General features: G+C 65.1%; 15 protein-coding genes. 9 read left to right on the plus strand and 6 right to left on the minus strand.

Going from position 1 to position 16845, the window contains the following annotated elements; translation table 11 throughout:
• The 6 genes from guaB to hisA all read left to right on the plus strand — a co-directional run.
• The coding region (guaB, locus tag Q8O35_RS14245) for an IMP dehydrogenase (RefSeq protein WP_305574501.1) at positions 1–1213 on the plus strand (1213 nt) is incomplete at its 5' end.
• Between the two features lie 23 nt (positions 1214–1236).
• A complete protein-coding gene (gene guaA / locus Q8O35_RS14250; RefSeq protein ID WP_305574503.1) occupies positions 1237–2784 on the plus strand; it encodes a glutamine-hydrolyzing GMP synthase in 1548 nt (515 codons plus the stop codon).
• A gap of 65 nt (positions 2785–2849) precedes the next feature.
• Entirely contained in the window at positions 2850–4445 is a 1596-nt protein-coding gene (gene tatC / locus Q8O35_RS14255; RefSeq protein WP_305574505.1) for a twin-arginine translocase subunit TatC, read from the plus strand.
• A 131-nt stretch (positions 4446–4576) separates the two neighbouring features.
• The gene (gene hisB / locus Q8O35_RS14260; protein WP_305574507.1) at positions 4577–5164 is read left to right on the plus strand and encodes an imidazoleglycerol-phosphate dehydratase HisB; all 588 of its coding nucleotides are present in this window, start codon (positions 4577–4579) and stop codon (positions 5162–5164) included.
• Complete coding sequence (locus Q8O35_RS14265; RefSeq protein ID WP_305574509.1) at positions 5164–5799, plus strand: hypothetical protein; 636 nt, start codon at positions 5164–5166, stop codon at positions 5797–5799. Before hisB ends, Q8O35_RS14265 begins: the two co-directional genes overlap by 1 nt.
• The gene (gene hisA / locus Q8O35_RS14270) at positions 5796–6533 is read left to right on the plus strand and encodes a 1-(5-phosphoribosyl)-5-[(5-phosphoribosylamino)methylideneamino]imidazole-4-carboxamide isomerase (RefSeq protein WP_305574511.1); all 738 of its coding nucleotides are present in this window, start codon (positions 5796–5798) and stop codon (positions 6531–6533) included. Before Q8O35_RS14265 ends, hisA begins: the two co-directional genes overlap by 4 nt.
• Before the next feature lie 77 nt (positions 6534–6610).
• Here hisA and Q8O35_RS14275 read toward each other — a convergent pair whose 3' ends face one another.
• The 4 genes from Q8O35_RS14275 to Q8O35_RS14290 are packed head-to-tail and all read right to left on the minus strand — an operon-like array spanning position 6611 to position 11384.
• Positions 6611–8185 (minus strand): sigma 54-interacting transcriptional regulator, encoded by a 1575-nt coding sequence (locus tag Q8O35_RS14275; RefSeq protein WP_305574514.1) that lies wholly within the window; start codon positions 8183–8185, stop codon positions 6611–6613.
• Between the two features lie 29 nt (positions 8186–8214).
• The gene (locus Q8O35_RS14280; protein ID WP_305574516.1) at positions 8215–8802 is read right to left on the minus strand and encodes an indolepyruvate oxidoreductase subunit beta; all 588 of its coding nucleotides are present in this window, start codon (positions 8800–8802) and stop codon (positions 8215–8217) included.
• Positions 8802–10676, minus strand: a complete 1875-nt coding sequence (iorA, locus tag Q8O35_RS14285) for an indolepyruvate ferredoxin oxidoreductase subunit alpha (protein WP_305574518.1) — start codon at positions 10674–10676, stop codon at positions 8802–8804. Before iorA ends, Q8O35_RS14280 begins: the two co-directional genes overlap by 1 nt.
• 15 nt (positions 10677–10691) lie before the next feature.
• A complete protein-coding gene (locus Q8O35_RS14290) occupies positions 10692–11384 on the minus strand; it encodes a tetratricopeptide repeat protein (RefSeq protein ID WP_305574520.1) in 693 nt (230 codons plus the stop codon).
• A 294-nt stretch (positions 11385–11678) separates the two neighbouring features.
• On the opposite strand from Q8O35_RS14290, the gene Q8O35_RS14295 reads away from it, so the two are divergent.
• The 3 genes from Q8O35_RS14295 (at position 11679) to Q8O35_RS14305 (ending at position 14632) form a co-directional block, all read left to right on the plus strand.
• Entirely contained in the window at positions 11679–12938 is a 1260-nt protein-coding gene (locus tag Q8O35_RS14295; protein WP_305574522.1) for a glutamate-5-semialdehyde dehydrogenase, read from the plus strand.
• 78 nt (positions 12939–13016) lie between these two features.
• Complete coding sequence (gene nadD / locus Q8O35_RS14300; RefSeq protein WP_305574524.1) at positions 13017–13688, plus strand: nicotinate (nicotinamide) nucleotide adenylyltransferase; 672 nt, start codon at positions 13017–13019, stop codon at positions 13686–13688.
• 218 nt (positions 13689–13906) lie between these two features.
• On the plus strand, positions 13907–14632 hold the full coding sequence (locus tag Q8O35_RS14305; RefSeq protein WP_305574526.1) for a TetR/AcrR family transcriptional regulator: 726 nt from the start codon (positions 13907–13909) through the stop codon (positions 14630–14632).
• A 28-nt stretch (positions 14633–14660) separates the two neighbouring features.
• On the opposite strand, the gene Q8O35_RS14310 is transcribed toward Q8O35_RS14305, so the two are convergent.
• The gene (locus Q8O35_RS14310; RefSeq protein ID WP_305574528.1) at positions 14661–15998 is read right to left on the minus strand and encodes an FAD-binding protein; all 1338 of its coding nucleotides are present in this window, start codon (positions 15996–15998) and stop codon (positions 14661–14663) included.
• Positions 15999–16030: 32 nt separating this feature from the next.
• On the minus strand, positions 16031–16834 hold the full coding sequence (locus Q8O35_RS14315) for a tetratricopeptide repeat protein (RefSeq protein ID WP_305574530.1): 804 nt from the start codon (positions 16832–16834) through the stop codon (positions 16031–16033).
• Between the last annotated feature and the right edge of the window lie 11 nt (positions 16835–16845).

The raw sequence follows: 16845 nt of genomic DNA on the forward strand, positions 1-16845 counted from the left end.
CGAGGTGGACAAGGTCAAGAAGAGCGAGTCCGGCATGATTCACGATCCCGTGACCGTGCATCCGGACGACAACGTGGGCAAGGTGCTGGCCCTCATGAGCGAGTACCGCATCTCGGGCCTGCCCGTTGTCCGCGGCGACAAGCTCGTGGGCATCGTCACCAACCGCGACGTGCGCTTTGTCACCGATCCCGGCACCTCGGTGTCCGAGGTAATGACCAGCCGCAACCTCATCACCGTGCCCGAGGGCATCAGCGACGAGGAGGCCAAGCGCCACCTGCATCAGAATCGCATCGAGAAATTGCTTGTGGTGGATGAGGAGAACCAGCTCAAGGGCCTCATCACCATCAAGGACATCGAGAAGGTCAAAAAATACCCCAACGCCTGCAAGGACGACAAGGGCCGCCTGCGCGTCGGCGCCGCCGTGGGCGTGGGCCAGGACGGCATCTCCCGGGCCGAGGCACTGCTTCGCGCCGGGGTGGACTTTCTCGTGCTCGACAGCGCCCACGGGCACTCGCGCAACATTTTGAACGCCTGCCGCGCCCTGCGCGACGCCTTCCCCGACGCCCAGATCGTGGGCGGAAACGTGGCCACCTACGCGGGCGCAAAGGCCCTCATCGAATCCGGCGTGGACACAGTGAAGGTGGGCATCGGACCCGGCTCCATCTGCACCACGCGCATCGTGGCCGGTGTCGGCGTGCCCCAGATCACCGCCATCATGGAGGCGGGCCGCGCCTGCCGCGAGGCTGGCAAGTGCATCATCGCCGACGGCGGCATCAAGTTCTCCGGCGATGTGGTGAAGGCGCTGGCCGCGGGTGCCAACACCTGCATGATGGGTTCGCTCTTCGCAGGCACCGAGGAAAGCCCCGGCGAGACCATTCTGTATCAGGGCCGCACCTACAAGATTTACCGGGGCATGGGCTCCATCGACGCCATGGCCGCTGGCAGCAGCGATCGCTACTTCCAGGACAAGAGCAAGAAGCTGGTGCCCGAGGGCATCGTGGGCCGCGTGCCTTTCCGGGGCCAGGTGACGGAAAGCATTCACCAGCTCGTGGGCGGCCTGCGCTCCGGCATGGGCTACCTGGGCTGCTCCACCATTGCCGAACTGGGCGAAAAGGCCCGGTTCATGGAGATCAGCTCCGCAGGTCTGCGCGAAAGCCACGTCCACGACGTCATCATCACCAAAGAATCTCCCAACTACCGCGTCGAGTCCTAAGGGACCGCGAGAAGGGCCGCAAAATGTTGCACCAAGAAAAAGTCATCATCATAGATTTCGGGTCCCAGGTCACCCAGCTCATCGCGCGGAGAATCCGCGAGGCCGGGGTGTACTCGGAGATCCATCCCTGCACCAGCGATCCCGCTGTCATCAAGGCCATGAACCCCAAGGCCATTGTGCTTTCCGGCGGGCCCTCCAGCGTGCACGAGGACGGCGCGCCACCGCTGCCCAAGGAGTATCTCACCTGGGGCCTGCCCATCCTCGGCATCTGCTACGGCATGCAGATCCTGGCCCACACGCTCGACGGCGAAGTGACCCGCTCCCAGGACCGTGAGTATGGCCGGGCCGAGTTCGAGGCCGTTGGCGAGAACCTGCTGTTCGCCGGGGTGGAGAGCAAGGAGAAGCTCACCGTATGGATGAGCCACGGCGACAACGTGGGCAAGCTGCCCACGGGCTTCACCCGCATCGGCAAGACCGGCAGCCTTGAAAACGCCGCCATGTGCGACCCGGCGAAGAAGATCTACGCCGTGCAGTTCCACCCAGAGGTGGCGCACACCGACCAGGGCGAGCGCATCATCAGCAATTTCCTGTTCAAGATCGCCGGGCTCAAGCCGGGCTGGACCATGTCCTCCTTTGTGGACTCGTCCATCAAGACCATGAGCGCCCAAGTGGGCGAGGGCAAGGTTGTTTTGGGCCTTTCCGGCGGCATCGACTCCACCGTGGCCGCCGTGCTGCTGCACCGCGCCATCGGCAAGCGCCTGTACTGCATCTTTGTGGATAACGGCCTGCTGCGCATGGGCGAGCGCCAGGAGGTCATCGGCTTCCTGGAGGAGCACTTCGACCTGAACGTGAAGGTTGTGGACGCGCGGCGGGAATTCCTGGACAAGCTCAAAGGCGTCGAAGACCCGGAGCAGAAGCGCAAGATCATCGGCTACACCTTCATCGACGTGTTCGACCGCGAGGCTAAGGCCATCGAGGGCGTTGAATTCCTGGCCCAGGGCACCCTGTACCCGGACGTCATCGAATCCGTGTCCTTCAAGGGCCCCAGCGCGGTGATCAAGAGCCACCACAACGTGGGCGGCCTGCCGGAGAAGATGAACCTGAAGCTTGTTGAGCCCCTGCGCGAGCTGTTCAAGGACGAGGTTCGCAAGGTGGCCTACGAACTGGGCATGCCTGAGAACATCATCTGGCGGCACCCCTTCCCCGGCCCTGGCCTGGCCATCCGCGTCATCGGCGAGATCACCGACGAACGCCTGGAGATTCTGCGCCAGGCGGACAGGATCGTGCAGCAGGAGCTTGTCTCCTCCGACTGGTACCGCTTGGTCTGGCAGGGCTTTGCAGTGCTTCTGCCCCTCAAGACCGTTGGCGTCATGGGCGACGACCGCACCTATGAGCATGTCATCGCACTGCGCATCGTGGACAGCATCGACGCCATGACCGCGGACTGGTCGCGCCTGCCCTCAGAGATCCTGGCGCGCATGAGCAGCCGCATCATCAACGAAGTCAAGGGCGTGAACCGGGTGGTGCTCGACATTTCGAGCAAGCCGCCCAGCACCATCGAATGGGAGTAGGCGAGGCCAAAGAGCCGCAGAGACCAGGCAGACCCGCCCGCACCGAATAAGATTCAGGAAGGCCTATGCTCGGAACCGGAGAAATGCTTGTCATCGCCCTCGTGGCGATCATTGCCATAGACCCCAAGAAATTGCCGGACCTCATGAAGGGGCTCGGCAAGGCCATTGGCGAGTTCAAGCAGATGAGCGGCGATTTCAAGCGCACCATTGAGCGCGAGACCGAGATGGCCGACTTCGAGAAGCGCAAGGCCGATGCCCACGAGCAGCTTTACGGCACGGGCGCGGCCACGGATGCCAAGCCGGATGATTCCAAACCAGCGGACGCCAAACCTGGCGATGCGCCTGCGGACAAGCCGACGGCTGCGCCTTCACCGGAAGGCCAGGCCGCGACAGAGAAGAATCCGGAGGACCAGAAGCCTGAGCTTCAGCCCGAGGAGTATCCGCAGCAGCCGCCGGTGGAGCGCGCCGAAACGCCAGCCGGACCTGCCCATGAAGCGGGGCTGGCGCCTTTCGACGTTACGGTTGAAGCGCCGTCTGCGCCGGACGCAGGAGTGATTGCCGAGACTGCCGAGACCGTTTCAGCGCCGGCTGCGGAGCAACCCGTCGAGACACCTGTGGAAGCCCGTGCTGAAGCAGCTTTCGAGGCTCCCGTTGATGTTCCCGTTGACGCGCCCGCCGCGACGCCTGAAGCACCAGCCCAGGCCGTTGCCGAGGCTCCTGCCGTTCCGGGCGAAACCGCCTTGCCCGCCCAGGTGAGCGAGGCTGTGTTGCCCGCCGTGGCGACCGAGGCCGGGCTTCCGGCCCAGGCCGAGCCCGCAGCCCCGCCTGTCGCCGCCGAAGGCTCCGGGGGCGAGACGCCTCCGCCTCCTCCGCCAGCGGGCGACGACGCCGTGGGCGAGGGCGTAGCCGGACGCATGAGCCTCTTCGGTCATTTGCAGGACCTGCGCAAACGCCTTACGCGTTGCGCCATCGCCATGCTGGTGGGCTTTCTTGCCTGCTACGCCTTTGCCGGCAAGCTGCTCAAGGTTCTCATGCAGCCCATGCTCGACGCGCTCAAGCAGAGCCACTTCATCTACACCCTGCCCACTGAAGCCTTCTTCACAGAAATGAAGGTTGCCTTCGTGGCCGGCATCTTTGCTTGCAGCCCCTATATCTTCTATCAGATTTGGCAGTTCGTGGCCCCTGGCCTGTACAGCCATGAGCGCAAGTGGATCATGCCCATCGCCTTCTTCTCAGCCTTTTGCTTCACCACCGGCGCCATGTTCGGCTATTTCGTGGTGTTCCCCTTCGGCTTCGAATTCTTCGCCAGCTATGCCAGCGATATTCTCATGTTCACGCCGAAGCTCGACGAGTACCTGGACTTCGTGCTCAAGCTGCTTTTCGCCTTCGGCATCGTGTTCGAACTGCCGCTGTTCATCTTCTTCCTGGCCAAGCTCGGCATCGTGACCCACGTTGGGCTGCGGGCCAAGCGTAAGTTCGCCATCCTGGGCGCGTTCATCATCGCGGCGGCCCTCACTCCGCCTGACGCCATAAGCCAGACCATGATGGCCGTGCCTCTTTGCATTCTCTACGAATTGGGGATCTGGATGGCGTATTTCTTCGGCAAGAAGCCGAAGCCCGCCCCGGCGGAGGAGACCGCAGCGCCATCGGAGGCGGCCTAAGTCTAGGGCTTTTTTGGCAATCGTCCGATGAGAAAGAAGCCGTCCCGGCTTGACAAGGCTGGGCGCTCTGGTCATGGGAAGAGAGCAGCCGCCGCGCAGCATGCGTGGACGGGGGCAAAAGGAGCGAAACCGTGGCGCAACGCACAGCGAGCATAGCCCGCACGACCAAAGAGACGGACATCCGGGTCGAGTTGTCACTGGCCGGAACCGGCAACTGTTCCATCGCCACCGGCATGGGGTTTGCGGACCACATGCTGACGCTCATGACCTTCTGGGCCGGGTTCGACCTTTCGCTCACCTGCAAGGGCGACCTTGAGGTTGACGCCCACCACAGCCTGGAGGACATCGGCCTCACCCTGGGCCAAGCCCTGGCCGAGGCCCTGGGGGACAAGGCTGGCATCGCCCGCGTGGCCTCCGCCAAGGTGCCCATGGACGAGGCCCTGGCCGAGGTGGTGGTGGACCTGTCTGGTCGGCCCTATCTTGTTTACGACGACGCCCTCCTGCCAGCGCAGATTGCAGGCGAGGAAAAGGACGTTTGGCGGGAGTTCTTCAAGTCCTTTGCGCAGCGGGCAGGCATGAACCTGCACATCCGCTTCGAATATGGAAAAAATGGCCACCATTTGCTGGAGGCCGCCTTTAAGGCCCTGGGCTTGGCGCTGCGCCAGGCTGTTCAGGTTTGCCGCTCGGGCGCGCCCAGCACCAAGGGGAGTGTGGACTGATGTTCTTACGCAAGCTGCTTCCGGTTATCACCATCGTCTGCGCGCTTGGCCTTGCAGCCTGCTCGCCCAAGCCCATCACGCCGCAGCTGCGGCCCGTGGGCTCCATCGCCGTGGCGTCCTTCAGCGCGCCCAAGTACAATTGGGAGCTGCTGGCCGGGTATCTGCCCGAGGAAGGCAAGGGCGTGAAGCAGGAGATTCTGACCAGCCTGGACGCGACCCTGAACCAGACCCTGCGCGCCCACGGCGTCAGCATCACCGGAACCCCGGCCTCCATCAAACAGTGCCAGGAGATCGTCACCTTCGAACGCTCCGGCAAGGCGCGCGAGTCCGCCTGGTCCTACTGGCTGGGCGTTGGCCGCTGCCTGCCTGCTGATTTCATCCTGGTGCCCCAGGTGCTGCACTGGAGGGAGCTTGAGGGCGGCGGCAAGCCTGCTTCCGTGGTCATGGACCTCTACCTCATCGACGTGAAGGGCGAGCGCATGGTTTCGCGCTACCATTACGACGAGACCCAGAAGGCGCTCACGGACAACCTGCTGGACCTTGGCAAGTTTGTGAGCCGCAAGGGCGAGTGGGTGAGCGCCGATGTGCTGGCCAAGGAAGGCATCGAGGCTGGCTTGCGGGAGATCGGGCTGTGATTCTATTCCCCGCTGTCGACATCAAGGACGGTCATTGCGTGCGCCTGGAACAGGGCCGCGCCGACGCTGTGACGGTTTTTGGCGATGACCCGGCGGAGAGCGCCCTTTCGTGGGTGCGCCTGGGCGCGCAATGGCTGCACATCGTTGACCTGGACGGCGCCTTCAGCGGCCTGCCTCGCAACTTCGAACTGGTGAAGCGCATCTGCGCCGAGGCCAAGATTCCCGTGCAGCTGGGCGGCGGCATCCGCGACATCGCCACGGCCACGGCTTACATCGAGGCCGGGGTCACCCGGCTGATCATCGGCACCATCGCACTTGAGCAGCCCGAACTGTTCGAGGCCATGTGCGCCGCGCTGCCAGGCAGGGTGGGCGTGAGCCTGGACGCAGTGAACGGCCAGCTGAAAAGCCGCGGCTGGGTGGCCGACGCCGGACTCACCGTGTCCGAGGTGCTGCCGCGCATGGAAGCCGCCGGGGCCGCGTTCATCATCTACACTGACATCGCCCGCGACGGCATGCAGAGCGGCGTGAACTTGCCCGCGCTGACAAGCCTGTGCGAGAGCACCAAGCTGCCCGTTGTGGCCGCAGGGGGCGTCACCAACATGGACGACCTGAGGAACCTTGCGCCCCTGTGCGCAAAGGGCCTCCAGGGGGCCATTACGGGCCGCGCCATCTACGCGGGCACCCTCGACTTCTCTGAAGGCTTGGCCTTCACCAAGGGGCTGCAAGCGGCCTGATACGCTGTTTGAACCAAGCTGTTGAAAAGAGAAGGGGGCCAAGCGGCCCCCTTTTTTGTTGTGCTGTGCGCTGGCGCTTAGGCCTTCTTGCGCTTGGGCTTCGCCGTGGCGAAGCGCTTCACGTCGATGTTGTACTTTTTGACCTTGTAATTGATGATCCGGTAGGAAACCCGAAGATCGCGGGCGCTTTGCAGCATGTTGCCGCGGGTCTTCTTCAGGGAGTCCACCAGGAGCTCCTGCTCGAACTTGGCCACGGCCTCGCCGAAGGACAGGTTGATGCCCGTGGCCGAGCTGTCCGCCGTCTGCAAAGTAGGCGGCAGGTGGTAGGTGCGGATCACCTCTTCCTCGCACACGAGCACAGCGCGCTCCACGCAGTTGCTCAGTTCGCGCACGTTGCCCGGCCAGTGGTACATGGACAGAAGCTCAATGGCCGGGGTGCTGATGCGCTTGATGCTCTTGCCGTATTCCTTGGCGAACGCCTGCAGGAAGTGCTCGCACAGGGGCAATATGTCCTCCCTGCGTTCGCGCAGGGCCGGGATGAACACCGGGAACACGTTGATGCGGTAAAACAGGTCCTCGCGGAAGCGCCCTTTGGTCAAGAGCTCTTCCAGGGGCTGGTGCGTGGCGCAGATGAGGCGCACGTCGACGGACAGGGTCTGCTCGCCGCCAACGCGCTGGATTTCCTTCTCTTGGATGGCGCGCAGCACCTTGGCCTGGGCGTCCAGCGACAGTTCGCCGATCTCGTCGAGAAACAGCGTGCCGTTGTGCGCCAGCTCGAACAGGCCGCGCTTGGTCTGCACAGCGCCGGTGAACGCGCCCTTCTGATGGCCGAAGAGCTCGCTTTCCACCAGTTCCGAGGGCAGAGCCGCGCAATTGAGCTTGATGAGCGGCTTGTCCGCCCGGGGGCTTCCAATGTGGATGGCGTCGGCAAGGAGTTCCTTGCCCGTGCCGGATTCTCCGCGCAGGAGCACAGTGGCGCGGCTTGGCGCCACCTGCCTTGCCTGGCGCAGCACCACGCGCATGCTTTTGCTGGCCGCGACGAAGTTTGGCGGCGGCGGGGCGTCTTGCCCCGGCGAAACCATGCCCTGGGCCATGAGGTGCTTGTGCAGGGCCATTTCTTCCTGCAACTGGGCCACCTGGTTGGCGATGAGGTCGGCCACGACCTCCAGGAACTCGCGCTGCTGCTCAAGCTGCTCATCGGGCATGATGGGCAGGTCTGCGGAAAGCGCCCCCAGAACCTCGTTGACCCCGTGGCGAGAGATGGCCACGGGCACGCTGACAAGGGCCAGGGTTTGCAGCTCCTCGGCCGTGCGGCCAAAGGCTTTATTCAGGAACTCGTTGTTATCCGAGAGCTTGGGTACGATTATGGCCTTGCCCGTTTCGTACACCTGCCCGACAACGCCCTTGCCGGGAGTGTACGTGACGGGAAGCGAACGCGTGGGGCTGTGGGCCAGGGACAATCGCAGGCTTTCAGACTCCGGGTCCATGATCACCAGGAACACGCGCAGATAGCCCATCTGCTTCGACAAGACCTTGAGCAGCCCGCCCAGGCTTTCCTCCAGCGGTGCGCCGGGTGAAAGCTCGCGCAGGATGCTGCGCAAGGCGGTGAGGCTGCCCTCGGGGGCGTTGGCATGGGCTTCAATGTTCGCCATGAGCTGGTGTCCTTCCTGATTCGTTTCCGCTAGGCGGGGCAGGCCGCGCCGAGGTTCAGGGCCTTCAGGTTGATCTCTGCCACTTTGGGCTTCATGGTGGCGCGGATGGTCGCCTCGACCACGTCGCGTCCAAAGGGCAGCACGTTCAGGGCGCACAACGCGCCAAGAAGCGCGATGTTGCCGCTCTGCATGGCTCCGGCCTCCAGGCCGAGGCTGCGGCAGGGCAGGAAGCAGGCGCTGCCGCACCGGGCGATGATCTTGGCGCGGATCTCCTCCACGCTGGGCGCGGTCTCCTTGCCCGTGGCCACGGACAGCGGCGCAATGCTCTCGGTGCTGGAGAGCACGAGCCCGCCGGGTTTCAGGTAGGGCAGGGCGCGCAGGGTCTCCAGGGGTTCGAAGCCGAGCAGGATGTCGGCCTCGCCATGCCCGATCTTCGGGCTCTTATAGCCGATGAGCAGGGTGGATTCGACAACGCCGCCGCGCTGGGCCATGCCGTGGATTTCTCCGGAGGTGACGTCGAGGCCTGCGGCCAGGGCCGCGCGGGAAAGCAGGGTGGTGGCGGTGAGGGTGCCCTGGCCGCCAACTCCGGTCATGAAGATGCGCATGCGTGCGTTCATTATGCGTCTCCCTTGCGGGCCTTGATGTTTTTGCAGACCTGGAGGCAGAGCATGCAGCCCGCGCACAGGATGGGATCAATGGCCATCTTGCCGTCCTCCAGATAGAAGGCCGGACAGGCCAGGGTGTTCAGGCAGTCGCCGCAGGTTCCGTCCTTGGCCGCCTCGGCGCAGTCCCCGGCGACGTAGGCCACCTGGGTGCGCTTCATGCCGTAGGCGCGCCGGGCGAAGAGCGGGCAGGGCTCCTCGGCGATGAGCACGCGCACGCCGCTCATGGCCTTGAGCTCCTCGATGGCCTTGAGCGTGGCCTTCTGGTTGAGCGGATTCACCTTGCGGATCTGGGTGATGCCGATGCCGCGCACAACGGGCTCGATGTGCACGATGGACGGATTGTCGCCGAGGGTGGTCTTGTCCACGCTGGGGCAGGGCTGGTGTCCGGTCATGGCCGTGGTGCGGTTGTCAAGGATGACCAGGAGGATGTCGTGACGGTTGAACACCGCGTTCACCAGCCCGGTGATGCCGGAATGGAAGAAGGTGGAGTCGCCGATAAAGCCGACCACGGTCTGGCCGGAGGCCTTGGATACGCCGCAGCCCGAGGAGACGCTCGATCCCATGCACAACAGGAAGTCCGCGGCCCTGAGGGGCGGTAGAATGCCCAAGGTGTAGCAGCCGATGTCGGAGGAGTAGACCGCGGTATCGCCGAAGATCTTGCGCACGGCCACGTAGGCGGCGCGGTGCGGGCACCCGGCGCAGAGGTTGGGCGGGCGGTTGGGCAGCGTCACAACGGGGTCCGCCCCGCAGGAGCAGGCGAGGGGGGCCGGGGCGGGCAGGCCCAGGGCGGTGCGCAGTGCTCCGGCCACCATGGCCACGTCGTATTCGCCGAAGCGCGGCAGCGGGCCGGGCGTCTTGCCCATGATGTTGATGCTGATGCCAAGCTTTTGCGCCAGGGCGCGGATCTCGGTCTCAAGCACCGGCTCAAGCTCTTCGATGATAAGAAGGGTGGTCAGGCCATCCATGAAGCTGGCGATGAGCTTCTCCGGCAGGGGATAGCTGAAGCCCAGGTCCAGCACTTTGACGGCGCCGGCCAGGTCGGCCTCGAGCAGGGCGTCGGCCAGGTAGGCGCGGCTGATGCCAGAGGCGATGACGCCCACCTTGCCCGCGCCGGAAACGGCGTTGAGGGGCGAGGTTTCGGCCAGGGTGCGCGCTTTATCCAGGGTTTCCAGCAGGCGCAGGTGCATGGGGCGGGCAAAGGCCGGAATGGGCACGAACTTCGAAGGATTCTTCTGGAAGCCCACGGGCGCTGGCAGCACGGTGGGCGCATCAAGCGTCACCGGGCCGCGCAGATGGTTCACGCGGGTGGTGGTGCGCAAAAGCACCGGAGCGCCCAGCTCGCGGGACATGACGAGCGCGGTGCGGGTCATGTCCTTGGCTTCCTGGGCCGTGGAGGGCTCCAGGCAGGGCATGCCCGCGATGCGCGCGTAAATGCGGTTGTCCTGCTCGTTCTGGCTGGAATGACAGCCAGGGTCGTCCGCGCTCAAAAGCACGAAACCGCCGGGGCTGCCGACGTATGTCAGGGTGAGCAGCGGGTCGGCGGCGACGTTGACGCCCACGTGCTTCATGGTCACCAGGGTGAGGGCCCCGGCAAGGGTGGCGCCTCCGCCAACCTCAAGGGCCACTTTCTCGTTCACCGAGTACTCGAAGGTGTACGAGGCCTCTGGCGAGAGGCGGAAGAAGGTGTCGGGGACCTCGGAGGAGGGGGTGCCGGGATAACAGCTGATGAATTGGATGCCGGCCTCAATGGCGCCGCGCACGATGGCCTCGTTGCCGAGGAGCAGGTGCGTTTCGCCGGGAGCGCCAGCCAGAAGGGGGTGCGCCATGGGGGGGTCCTTATTCTAACTTTTGGGTTTAAGCTGGTTGGCCTTGAATTCGAAGTAGGGCTTGCCTGCGCCTTCGGCCTTGCCGGCCAGTTCGGAGTAAGCGGCGCTGGCGGCCTGGCTGTTGCCGGCGGCCTCCGCAGCCACGGCGATCTGGCGGGTGACGGTTTCGGCGTAGGCTGCCGGAGCCTTGGTCTTCAGGCCTTCCAGCAGGGTCAGGGCTTCCTGTGCCTTGCCGGTCAAAAGCAGGCACTTGGCGTGGCCAATGCCCGCCACGGTCTTGAGATCGGGCGAGGAGGAGCCTTCAAGCTCTGTCCAGGCGCTGATGGCCTTGTCGTACTGCTTGCCGATCATGGCGGCGGCGGCCAGTTCAAGCTGTGCCGTGGGCTTGAGGCTTGAGGGCGAGTCCTTGAGGAACTCCTCAAGGGCCTGGACGCGGGCTTGGGGCTCGTCCTTTTCGATGAGGATGACGCCCAGGGCGTCGGCGGCCTTGGTGGCCTGGCGTTCGCGCCAATAGTTGACGCCGGAGTAAGCGGCCACGACCAGGATGATGACGCAGCAGCCCACGGCTATGGGCTTCAGGTTCATCTCCAGGAAGTGGAACAGGCGCTGGGAGGTGCTGGGCACTGCCTTTTTGATCTGCTCAAGTTGCTCGGCGACGCCGGGATTGACAGGGGTCACGGTCTGGCTTTTGGGCTTGTTCTCGTCCATGCGGGGGAGCTCCTTGGGAACAGTGATGGCGCGCTGGCTCTGATATTAGCCGCGCGCGCTCGGACCAAGAAGGTTTACTCAAAAATGTCAATCAGGTCAAAGGCCAATCCGGCGGCATCCGCGAATATCTTGCGCCACATTCCAAGGTGCTGAAAAGCTGTCATAAAATGTATTACGTTTGAACAGGCTTAAAGAATGGTTTCCAGCCGCGTTGACTTGAGGAGGCTTCAAGGGTAGCCATTCCGAGGCCCTGCGGCATCGTGCGGGCAAAATTCCTACCGCTGGGGGAGAATAATGGACATCGCCGCTGAGATGCGCGCCATGGCGCAGGACGCCCGCGCCGCCTCCCGCAGGCTTGCCGCGGCAGAAGGCAGCACCCGCCAGCAGGCTCTATTGAACCTGGCTGCGTTGCTGGGCGAGAACGCCTCGGCCATCAAGGACGCCAACTCCAAGGACATCAAGGCCGCCGAGGCGCGCGGCCTGGACAAGGCCCGCCTGGACCGGCTCACCATCACCGACGCGGTGCTTGGCGGCATGATCAACGGCTGCCGCGAGGTTGCCGCCATGAGCGACCCCGTGGGCGAGATCGAGTCCATGAAGAAGCGGCCCAACGGCATGCTGGTTGGCCGCATGCGCGTGCCCCTGGGCGTGGTGGCCATGATTTTCGAGTCGCGCCCCAACGCCGTGGTGGACGCCGCAGCCCTGTGCATCAAGAGCGGCAACGCGGCCATTCTGCGCGGCGGCAGCGAGGCCTTTCACTCCATCGACGCCCTGGTGGCCCTGATCCACAAGGCCCTGGCCGATGCCGGGCTGCCACCCGAGTGCGTGCAGGCGCCGCCCACCACGGACCGAGAGGCCGTGAGCGCGCTCCTCAAGCTCGACGAATTCATCGACGTGGTCATCCCGCGCGGCGGCGAGAGCCTCATCCGCGCCGTGGTGGAGCAGGCCACCATGCCCGTGCTCAAGCACTACAAGGGTGTGTGTCACACCTTTGTGGACGAGAGCGCGGATCTTGCGCGCGCCGAGGTCATCATCCACAACGCCAAGGTGCAGCGGCCCGGCACCTGCAATTCGCTCGAGTGCATCCTGGTTCACCGGGCCGTGGCCGAAAAGCTGCTGCCTGAAGTGGCCAGGAAGCTGGGGGCCGACGGCGTGCGCTTCAAGTGTTGTCCCGTGTCGTTGCCGCTTATGGGGGCAAGCGCAGAGGCCGCTGTGGACGCCGACTGGGGCTTCGAGTTCCTGGGCCTCACCCTGGCGGTGAAGGTGGTGGCGGACATGGATGAGGCGCTGGATCACATCGCCCGATACGGGTCCAACCACACCGAAGTCATTTTGACCGAGAGCCACGCGAACGCCATGCGCTTTACGCGGGAGGCCGACGCCAGCATGGTGGCGGTGAACGCCAGCACGCGTCTGAACGATGGCGGCGAACTGGGCCTGGGCGCGGAGATCGGCATCTCCACAACGAAATTGCATGCCTACGGGCCAATGGGTATATTGGAGCTCACCAGCGCCAAGTTCGTGGTGCTGGGCCAGGGGCAGATCAGACAATAGGACTCACGGTGCTCCCCGGGTTCAGTCCGGCCAGGGGACCAGCATAATTTCCGGGCATCAAGGCGAGAGGTTTTACAGGTGACCAGGATCGGAATTCTCGGCGGCAGCTTTAATCCCATCCACGCCGGCCATATGCGAATGGCCGTGGAGGCCCGCGAGGCCGTGGGACTTGAGCGTGTGCTGCTCATGCCTGCGGGGGAGCCCCCGCACAAGTCCCCGGAGGGCATGCTGCCCTTCGCCCACAGGCTGCGCCTGGTGGAACTGGCCGTGCGCGGCGTCACCGGCCTTTCGGCCAGCGGTCTGGAAGGCTCGCGCCCCGGCCCCTCCTATACTGTGGACACCCTGACCGCCCTACGCGAAAAGATGCCCGGCGACGAGCTGACCTTCATCCTGGGCAGCGAATCCTTTCTGGCGCTGCCCTCGTGGCGGCGCGGGCCGGAGGTGCCGCACCTGGCCTCCCTGGCCGTGGTGCTGCGCAAGGGCGCGGACCCCGAGAGCGTCATCGCCTTTGCCGAGGCCAACTGGCCCGGCATGGAGCGCGTGGGCGCCATGCGGCTGCGCTTCGCCACGGGTGAAAGCCAGCTGCACCTGGTGCCCATGCCGGTGTTTGAGGTCAGCGCCACGGACATCCGCCGCCGCTGGTGCGAGCGCCGCAGCCTTGCCATGCTGGTGCCTGCCGCAGCCGAGGAAATCATCGAGCGCGGCGGCAACGCCTACGACCAGGCCTGGGGCCGGCGCGTGGACATCTAGCCTCCAGACCCTTTCTGCCTTGGCCCGTCCATGCGCGGCCATTGCAACGCAAGTCATCCAGCGGCCGCCCTTACCAGGCGGTCGTTTTGCGTCTGTGCCTGCCGCATCACCCCGGCTTGACTGCCGTTCTGCGGACGAATAGATTGACCAGTCAGCAGCGTCCAGACCGTCGCGCCAGTCAGACCGACGCGCCAGCCCGCGTGCTGCAAGGAGGAGCCATGAGCAAGCCCAGCCCCCATAAGCCTCCCATGCCGCAACGCAGGCGCTCGCGCGATGCCGAGCGCACCTGCGCGGCCATCCTGCAGGCCGCCCAGGAAGTGTTCATGCGAGGCGACTACCACCAAGCCTCCTTGAGCGACATCGCCCGGCGCGCCGGGGTGACGCAGAGCCTCATCCACCACCATTTCGGATCCAAGAAGGGCTTGTACGTCAGCGCGGTGCACGGCTACCTGGCCGAACTGGACGAGGGGCTCAAGGGCATAGTGCAGCCCGGACTGGACATGCCTGAGGACGGCGCGGCCTTTATTTCTTCGGCGCTCATGGCCTACTTCCGTTTTCTGTCCACCCACGAGCAGTGCGTGCGTCTGTACCGCATTCTGGATCTGTCCCTGCACAACGATCCGGACCTGGTGGCGGGCCTGGACGAGCTGGACGACGAGGGCCGCGAGATGAGCACCCTGCATCTGATGCGCGCGGCCCACGACAGGCTCGCGTCCATGAAGCAGAGCGGGCAACTGCGTGACGGCGTGGAGCCGTTGCCGCTTCTTTCGGTCATGCTTTGCGCGGTGGAGCACTGGTTCACGTCCTCGCGCCGATTGAACCACCGCCTGTCCCAGGCCGTGGGGAGCGAGGGCGCCCAGGGCGGCGTCGCCCCGGAGGACTATCTGCGCACAGTCATCGACGTGTTTTTGCGCGGGGCGCTGGCTGAAAATTCGGCAGGTTGATGCGGGACCAGGTGGCAATAGCCTGGCTTTAGCTCAAATCTCCAAGCACCAGCAGGGCCGAGAGGGCCAGCAGCCTTTGCCGCTCTGAAGCGGCCCGTTGCGACGCGTCCTTGAGCCAGGCTGTGAAGCCTTGACTGTGGGGAGCGCCCGGCAGGCCGTGACGGTCCATGCCCCGGCGCAGGCTGCGGAGAAAGGAGGCGTCGGAAGCTGAATTGGCAGGAGCGCGCGGCTCTTGCGCTGGAGTGGAAGTCGACGGCAGGCCGCCGCAGGCCTCCTGGGCTGCCGCGGCACCGGCCCGGGCGCCGAATACCAGGGCCGAGAGCACCATGCCGCCGCCCAGGCGCTGGGCTCCGTGCATGCCCCCGGCGCACTCGCCGCAGGCGAACAGGCCAGGGATGCTGGTGCGTCCGTGCGCATCGATGAGGGCGCCGCCGTTGCCCGCGTGGGCAAAAAGCGCCAGGGGCTCGTGCCCAGGCAGGCGCACAAGGCCGTCAGCGCCGCGCCGGGACAGCAGGTCGCGGTCCAGGGCGGCATCGGGCAGGTCGAAGGCCAGAGGGCAGTGGGTGCGGCGCGCAGCCGCCAGGGAAGCCAGTTCATCCGGCCAGGGCAGGGTGCCGGGGTTCACGAAGGCGCGGTCGCGCGCGCGCGACCAGAAGAATTGCAGGTGCCGCGTGTTCACCAGTCGCGCCCCGGCCCGGTGCAGCAGGCCGTAGGCCAGGCCGCTGCCGCCCGGGCCGCAGATGCGGCGGGCAAAGAGCGGCGCCGGGCCGCCCAGCGCCGCGATGACTGCGCCAGCCGAAAGGTCCATGCTCCTTTCTCCGCGCAAGGCCGCAAGCCGCGCTCCGCACACGTGCCCCCCGCGCTTCAACAGCTCCATGGCCTCGTAGCCGTGCAACACGCGCACGCCAAGGCTGCGCACCCGGGCCAGGAAGGCCGAGTGGGCCGCCGCCAGGCCGTCGAACACAACGGCGCGGGGCGCTGGACTGAAGCAGCCTGGAAAGCGCGACAGGGAGCCGTCCGGCTCGCGGCGGAAGGTCAGGTTCAGGTCCAGCAGGTCGCCCAGCCGCTGCGGAGCGTCCTCGGCCAGGGCGCGGACAAGCTCCGGCAGGGCTGTGCCTGGGTGCGCAAGGCGCAGAGCTTCCTCCATGAAGGCCTCGGCTTCGTGGGGGAGCGGGGCTTGAATGCCCAGGGCGTTGTTTCGGTTGGCGAAGGAGGAGCCGGAGGGAGCCTTGTGCGGGCTCACCAAGATGACGTCAAGGCGCGGATCGGATTCTTTGGCTGCCCAGGCGGCGCGCATTCCGGCCAGTCCTGCGCCCAGCACGAGCACTTGGCAGGCGTTGCGGGCGCTGGGGGTTGGAGGGGGCACCGGGCCTCCTTGCTCCTTGCGGGGCAGGTTTATTACGCGTCGATCTTCTTCTGGGCAAAGGCCAAAAGCTTCTTGGCTTCCGCGAAATTCGGGTTGATGGCCACAGCCATCTTGGCGGCCTCGGCCATTTTACCCCACTGCTGCCAGTCGTAGTACAGCCGCCCGAGGTTGAAGAACAGGTACTCGTCGGTCTGGCAGATTCCCAGGGCCCGCTTGTAGTAGCTCTCGGCGCTGTCGAAGTCCTGCATCTTGCGCAGCACCATGCCGATGCGGTTGTACAGGTGGATGGACTCCGGCGATTCGTTGATGGCCTGGCTCAGGTGGCCGACCGCATCCTGGTTCAGTCCAGCCTTGTAGTAGCGGTCGGCGATGTCGGCCTTGAGCTCCGCGTCGCCGGGGAACTCGCCCGTGAGCTTGTCGAAGACCTGCCGGGCCTCGTCGAACTCCTTGCCGTCAAGGTGCCGCTGGCCGCGCGCCAGCTCTTCCTTCTTCTTGGCCTCCAGAGCGTTCAGATCCTTCTGGGCGTTCTCGTTCACGTCCTCCTGGAGGACCTTGCGCATCTCGTAGATTTCTTCAAGCAGCTTCTTTTCCGCGCCCGGAGCGTAGTGCAGCAGCAGGGGGTAGACCTTGCGCAGCTCCTTGTGATTGTTGAGCGCATAGACCGTTGATTCGATCATCTGGGCGAACTCTTCGCGCTCGTTCTTCATGAGCTGTGCGGAGAGCATGATGATGATGGCGTCGTTCAGGGCCTGGGCTGCGGCCATGTACTTGCCCATCTTCAGGCTTGCGTTGATGCCTGTAAGCTTCTGGCGGGCCTTGGTGAGTTCGCCTGACATGGATGCCTCCT

This window comes from Humidesulfovibrio sp. (genome assembly GCF_030689645.1).
In the GTDB taxonomy this organism is placed as follows: domain Bacteria; phylum Desulfobacterota; class Desulfovibrionia; order Desulfovibrionales; family Desulfovibrionaceae; genus Humidesulfovibrio.

What these genes read in the sequence shown, in the direction of transcription:
- Q8O35_RS14290 (WP_305574520.1), bottom strand. Translation starts at nt 11,384, where the DNA reads ATGGACGAGAACAAGCCCAAAAGCCAGACCGTGACCCCTGTCAATCCC.
- Q8O35_RS14265 (WP_305574509.1), top strand. Translation starts at nt 5,164, where the DNA reads ATGTTCTTACGCAAGCTGCTTCCGGTTATCACCATCGTCTGCGCGCTT.
- Q8O35_RS14305 (WP_305574526.1), top strand. Translation starts at nt 13,907, where the DNA reads ATGAGCAAGCCCAGCCCCCATAAGCCTCCCATGCCGCAACGCAGGCGC.
- Q8O35_RS14275 (WP_305574514.1), bottom strand. Translation starts at nt 8,185, where the DNA reads ATGGCGAACATTGAAGCCCATGCCAACGCCCCCGAGGGCAGCCTCACC.
- iorA (WP_305574518.1), bottom strand. Translation starts at nt 10,676, where the DNA reads ATGGCGCACCCCCTTCTGGCTGGCGCTCCCGGCGAAACGCACCTGCTC.
- tatC (WP_305574505.1), top strand. Translation starts at nt 2,850, where the DNA reads ATGCTCGGAACCGGAGAAATGCTTGTCATCGCCCTCGTGGCGATCATT.
- Q8O35_RS14315 (WP_305574530.1), bottom strand. Translation starts at nt 16,834, where the DNA reads ATGTCAGGCGAACTCACCAAGGCCCGCCAGAAGCTTACAGGCATCAAC.
- guaA (WP_305574503.1), top strand. Translation starts at nt 1,237, where the DNA reads ATGTTGCACCAAGAAAAAGTCATCATCATAGATTTCGGGTCCCAGGTC.
- Q8O35_RS14280 (WP_305574516.1), bottom strand. Translation starts at nt 8,802, where the DNA reads ATGAACGCACGCATGCGCATCTTCATGACCGGAGTTGGCGGCCAGGGC.
- Q8O35_RS14295 (WP_305574522.1), top strand. Translation starts at nt 11,679, where the DNA reads ATGGACATCGCCGCTGAGATGCGCGCCATGGCGCAGGACGCCCGCGCC.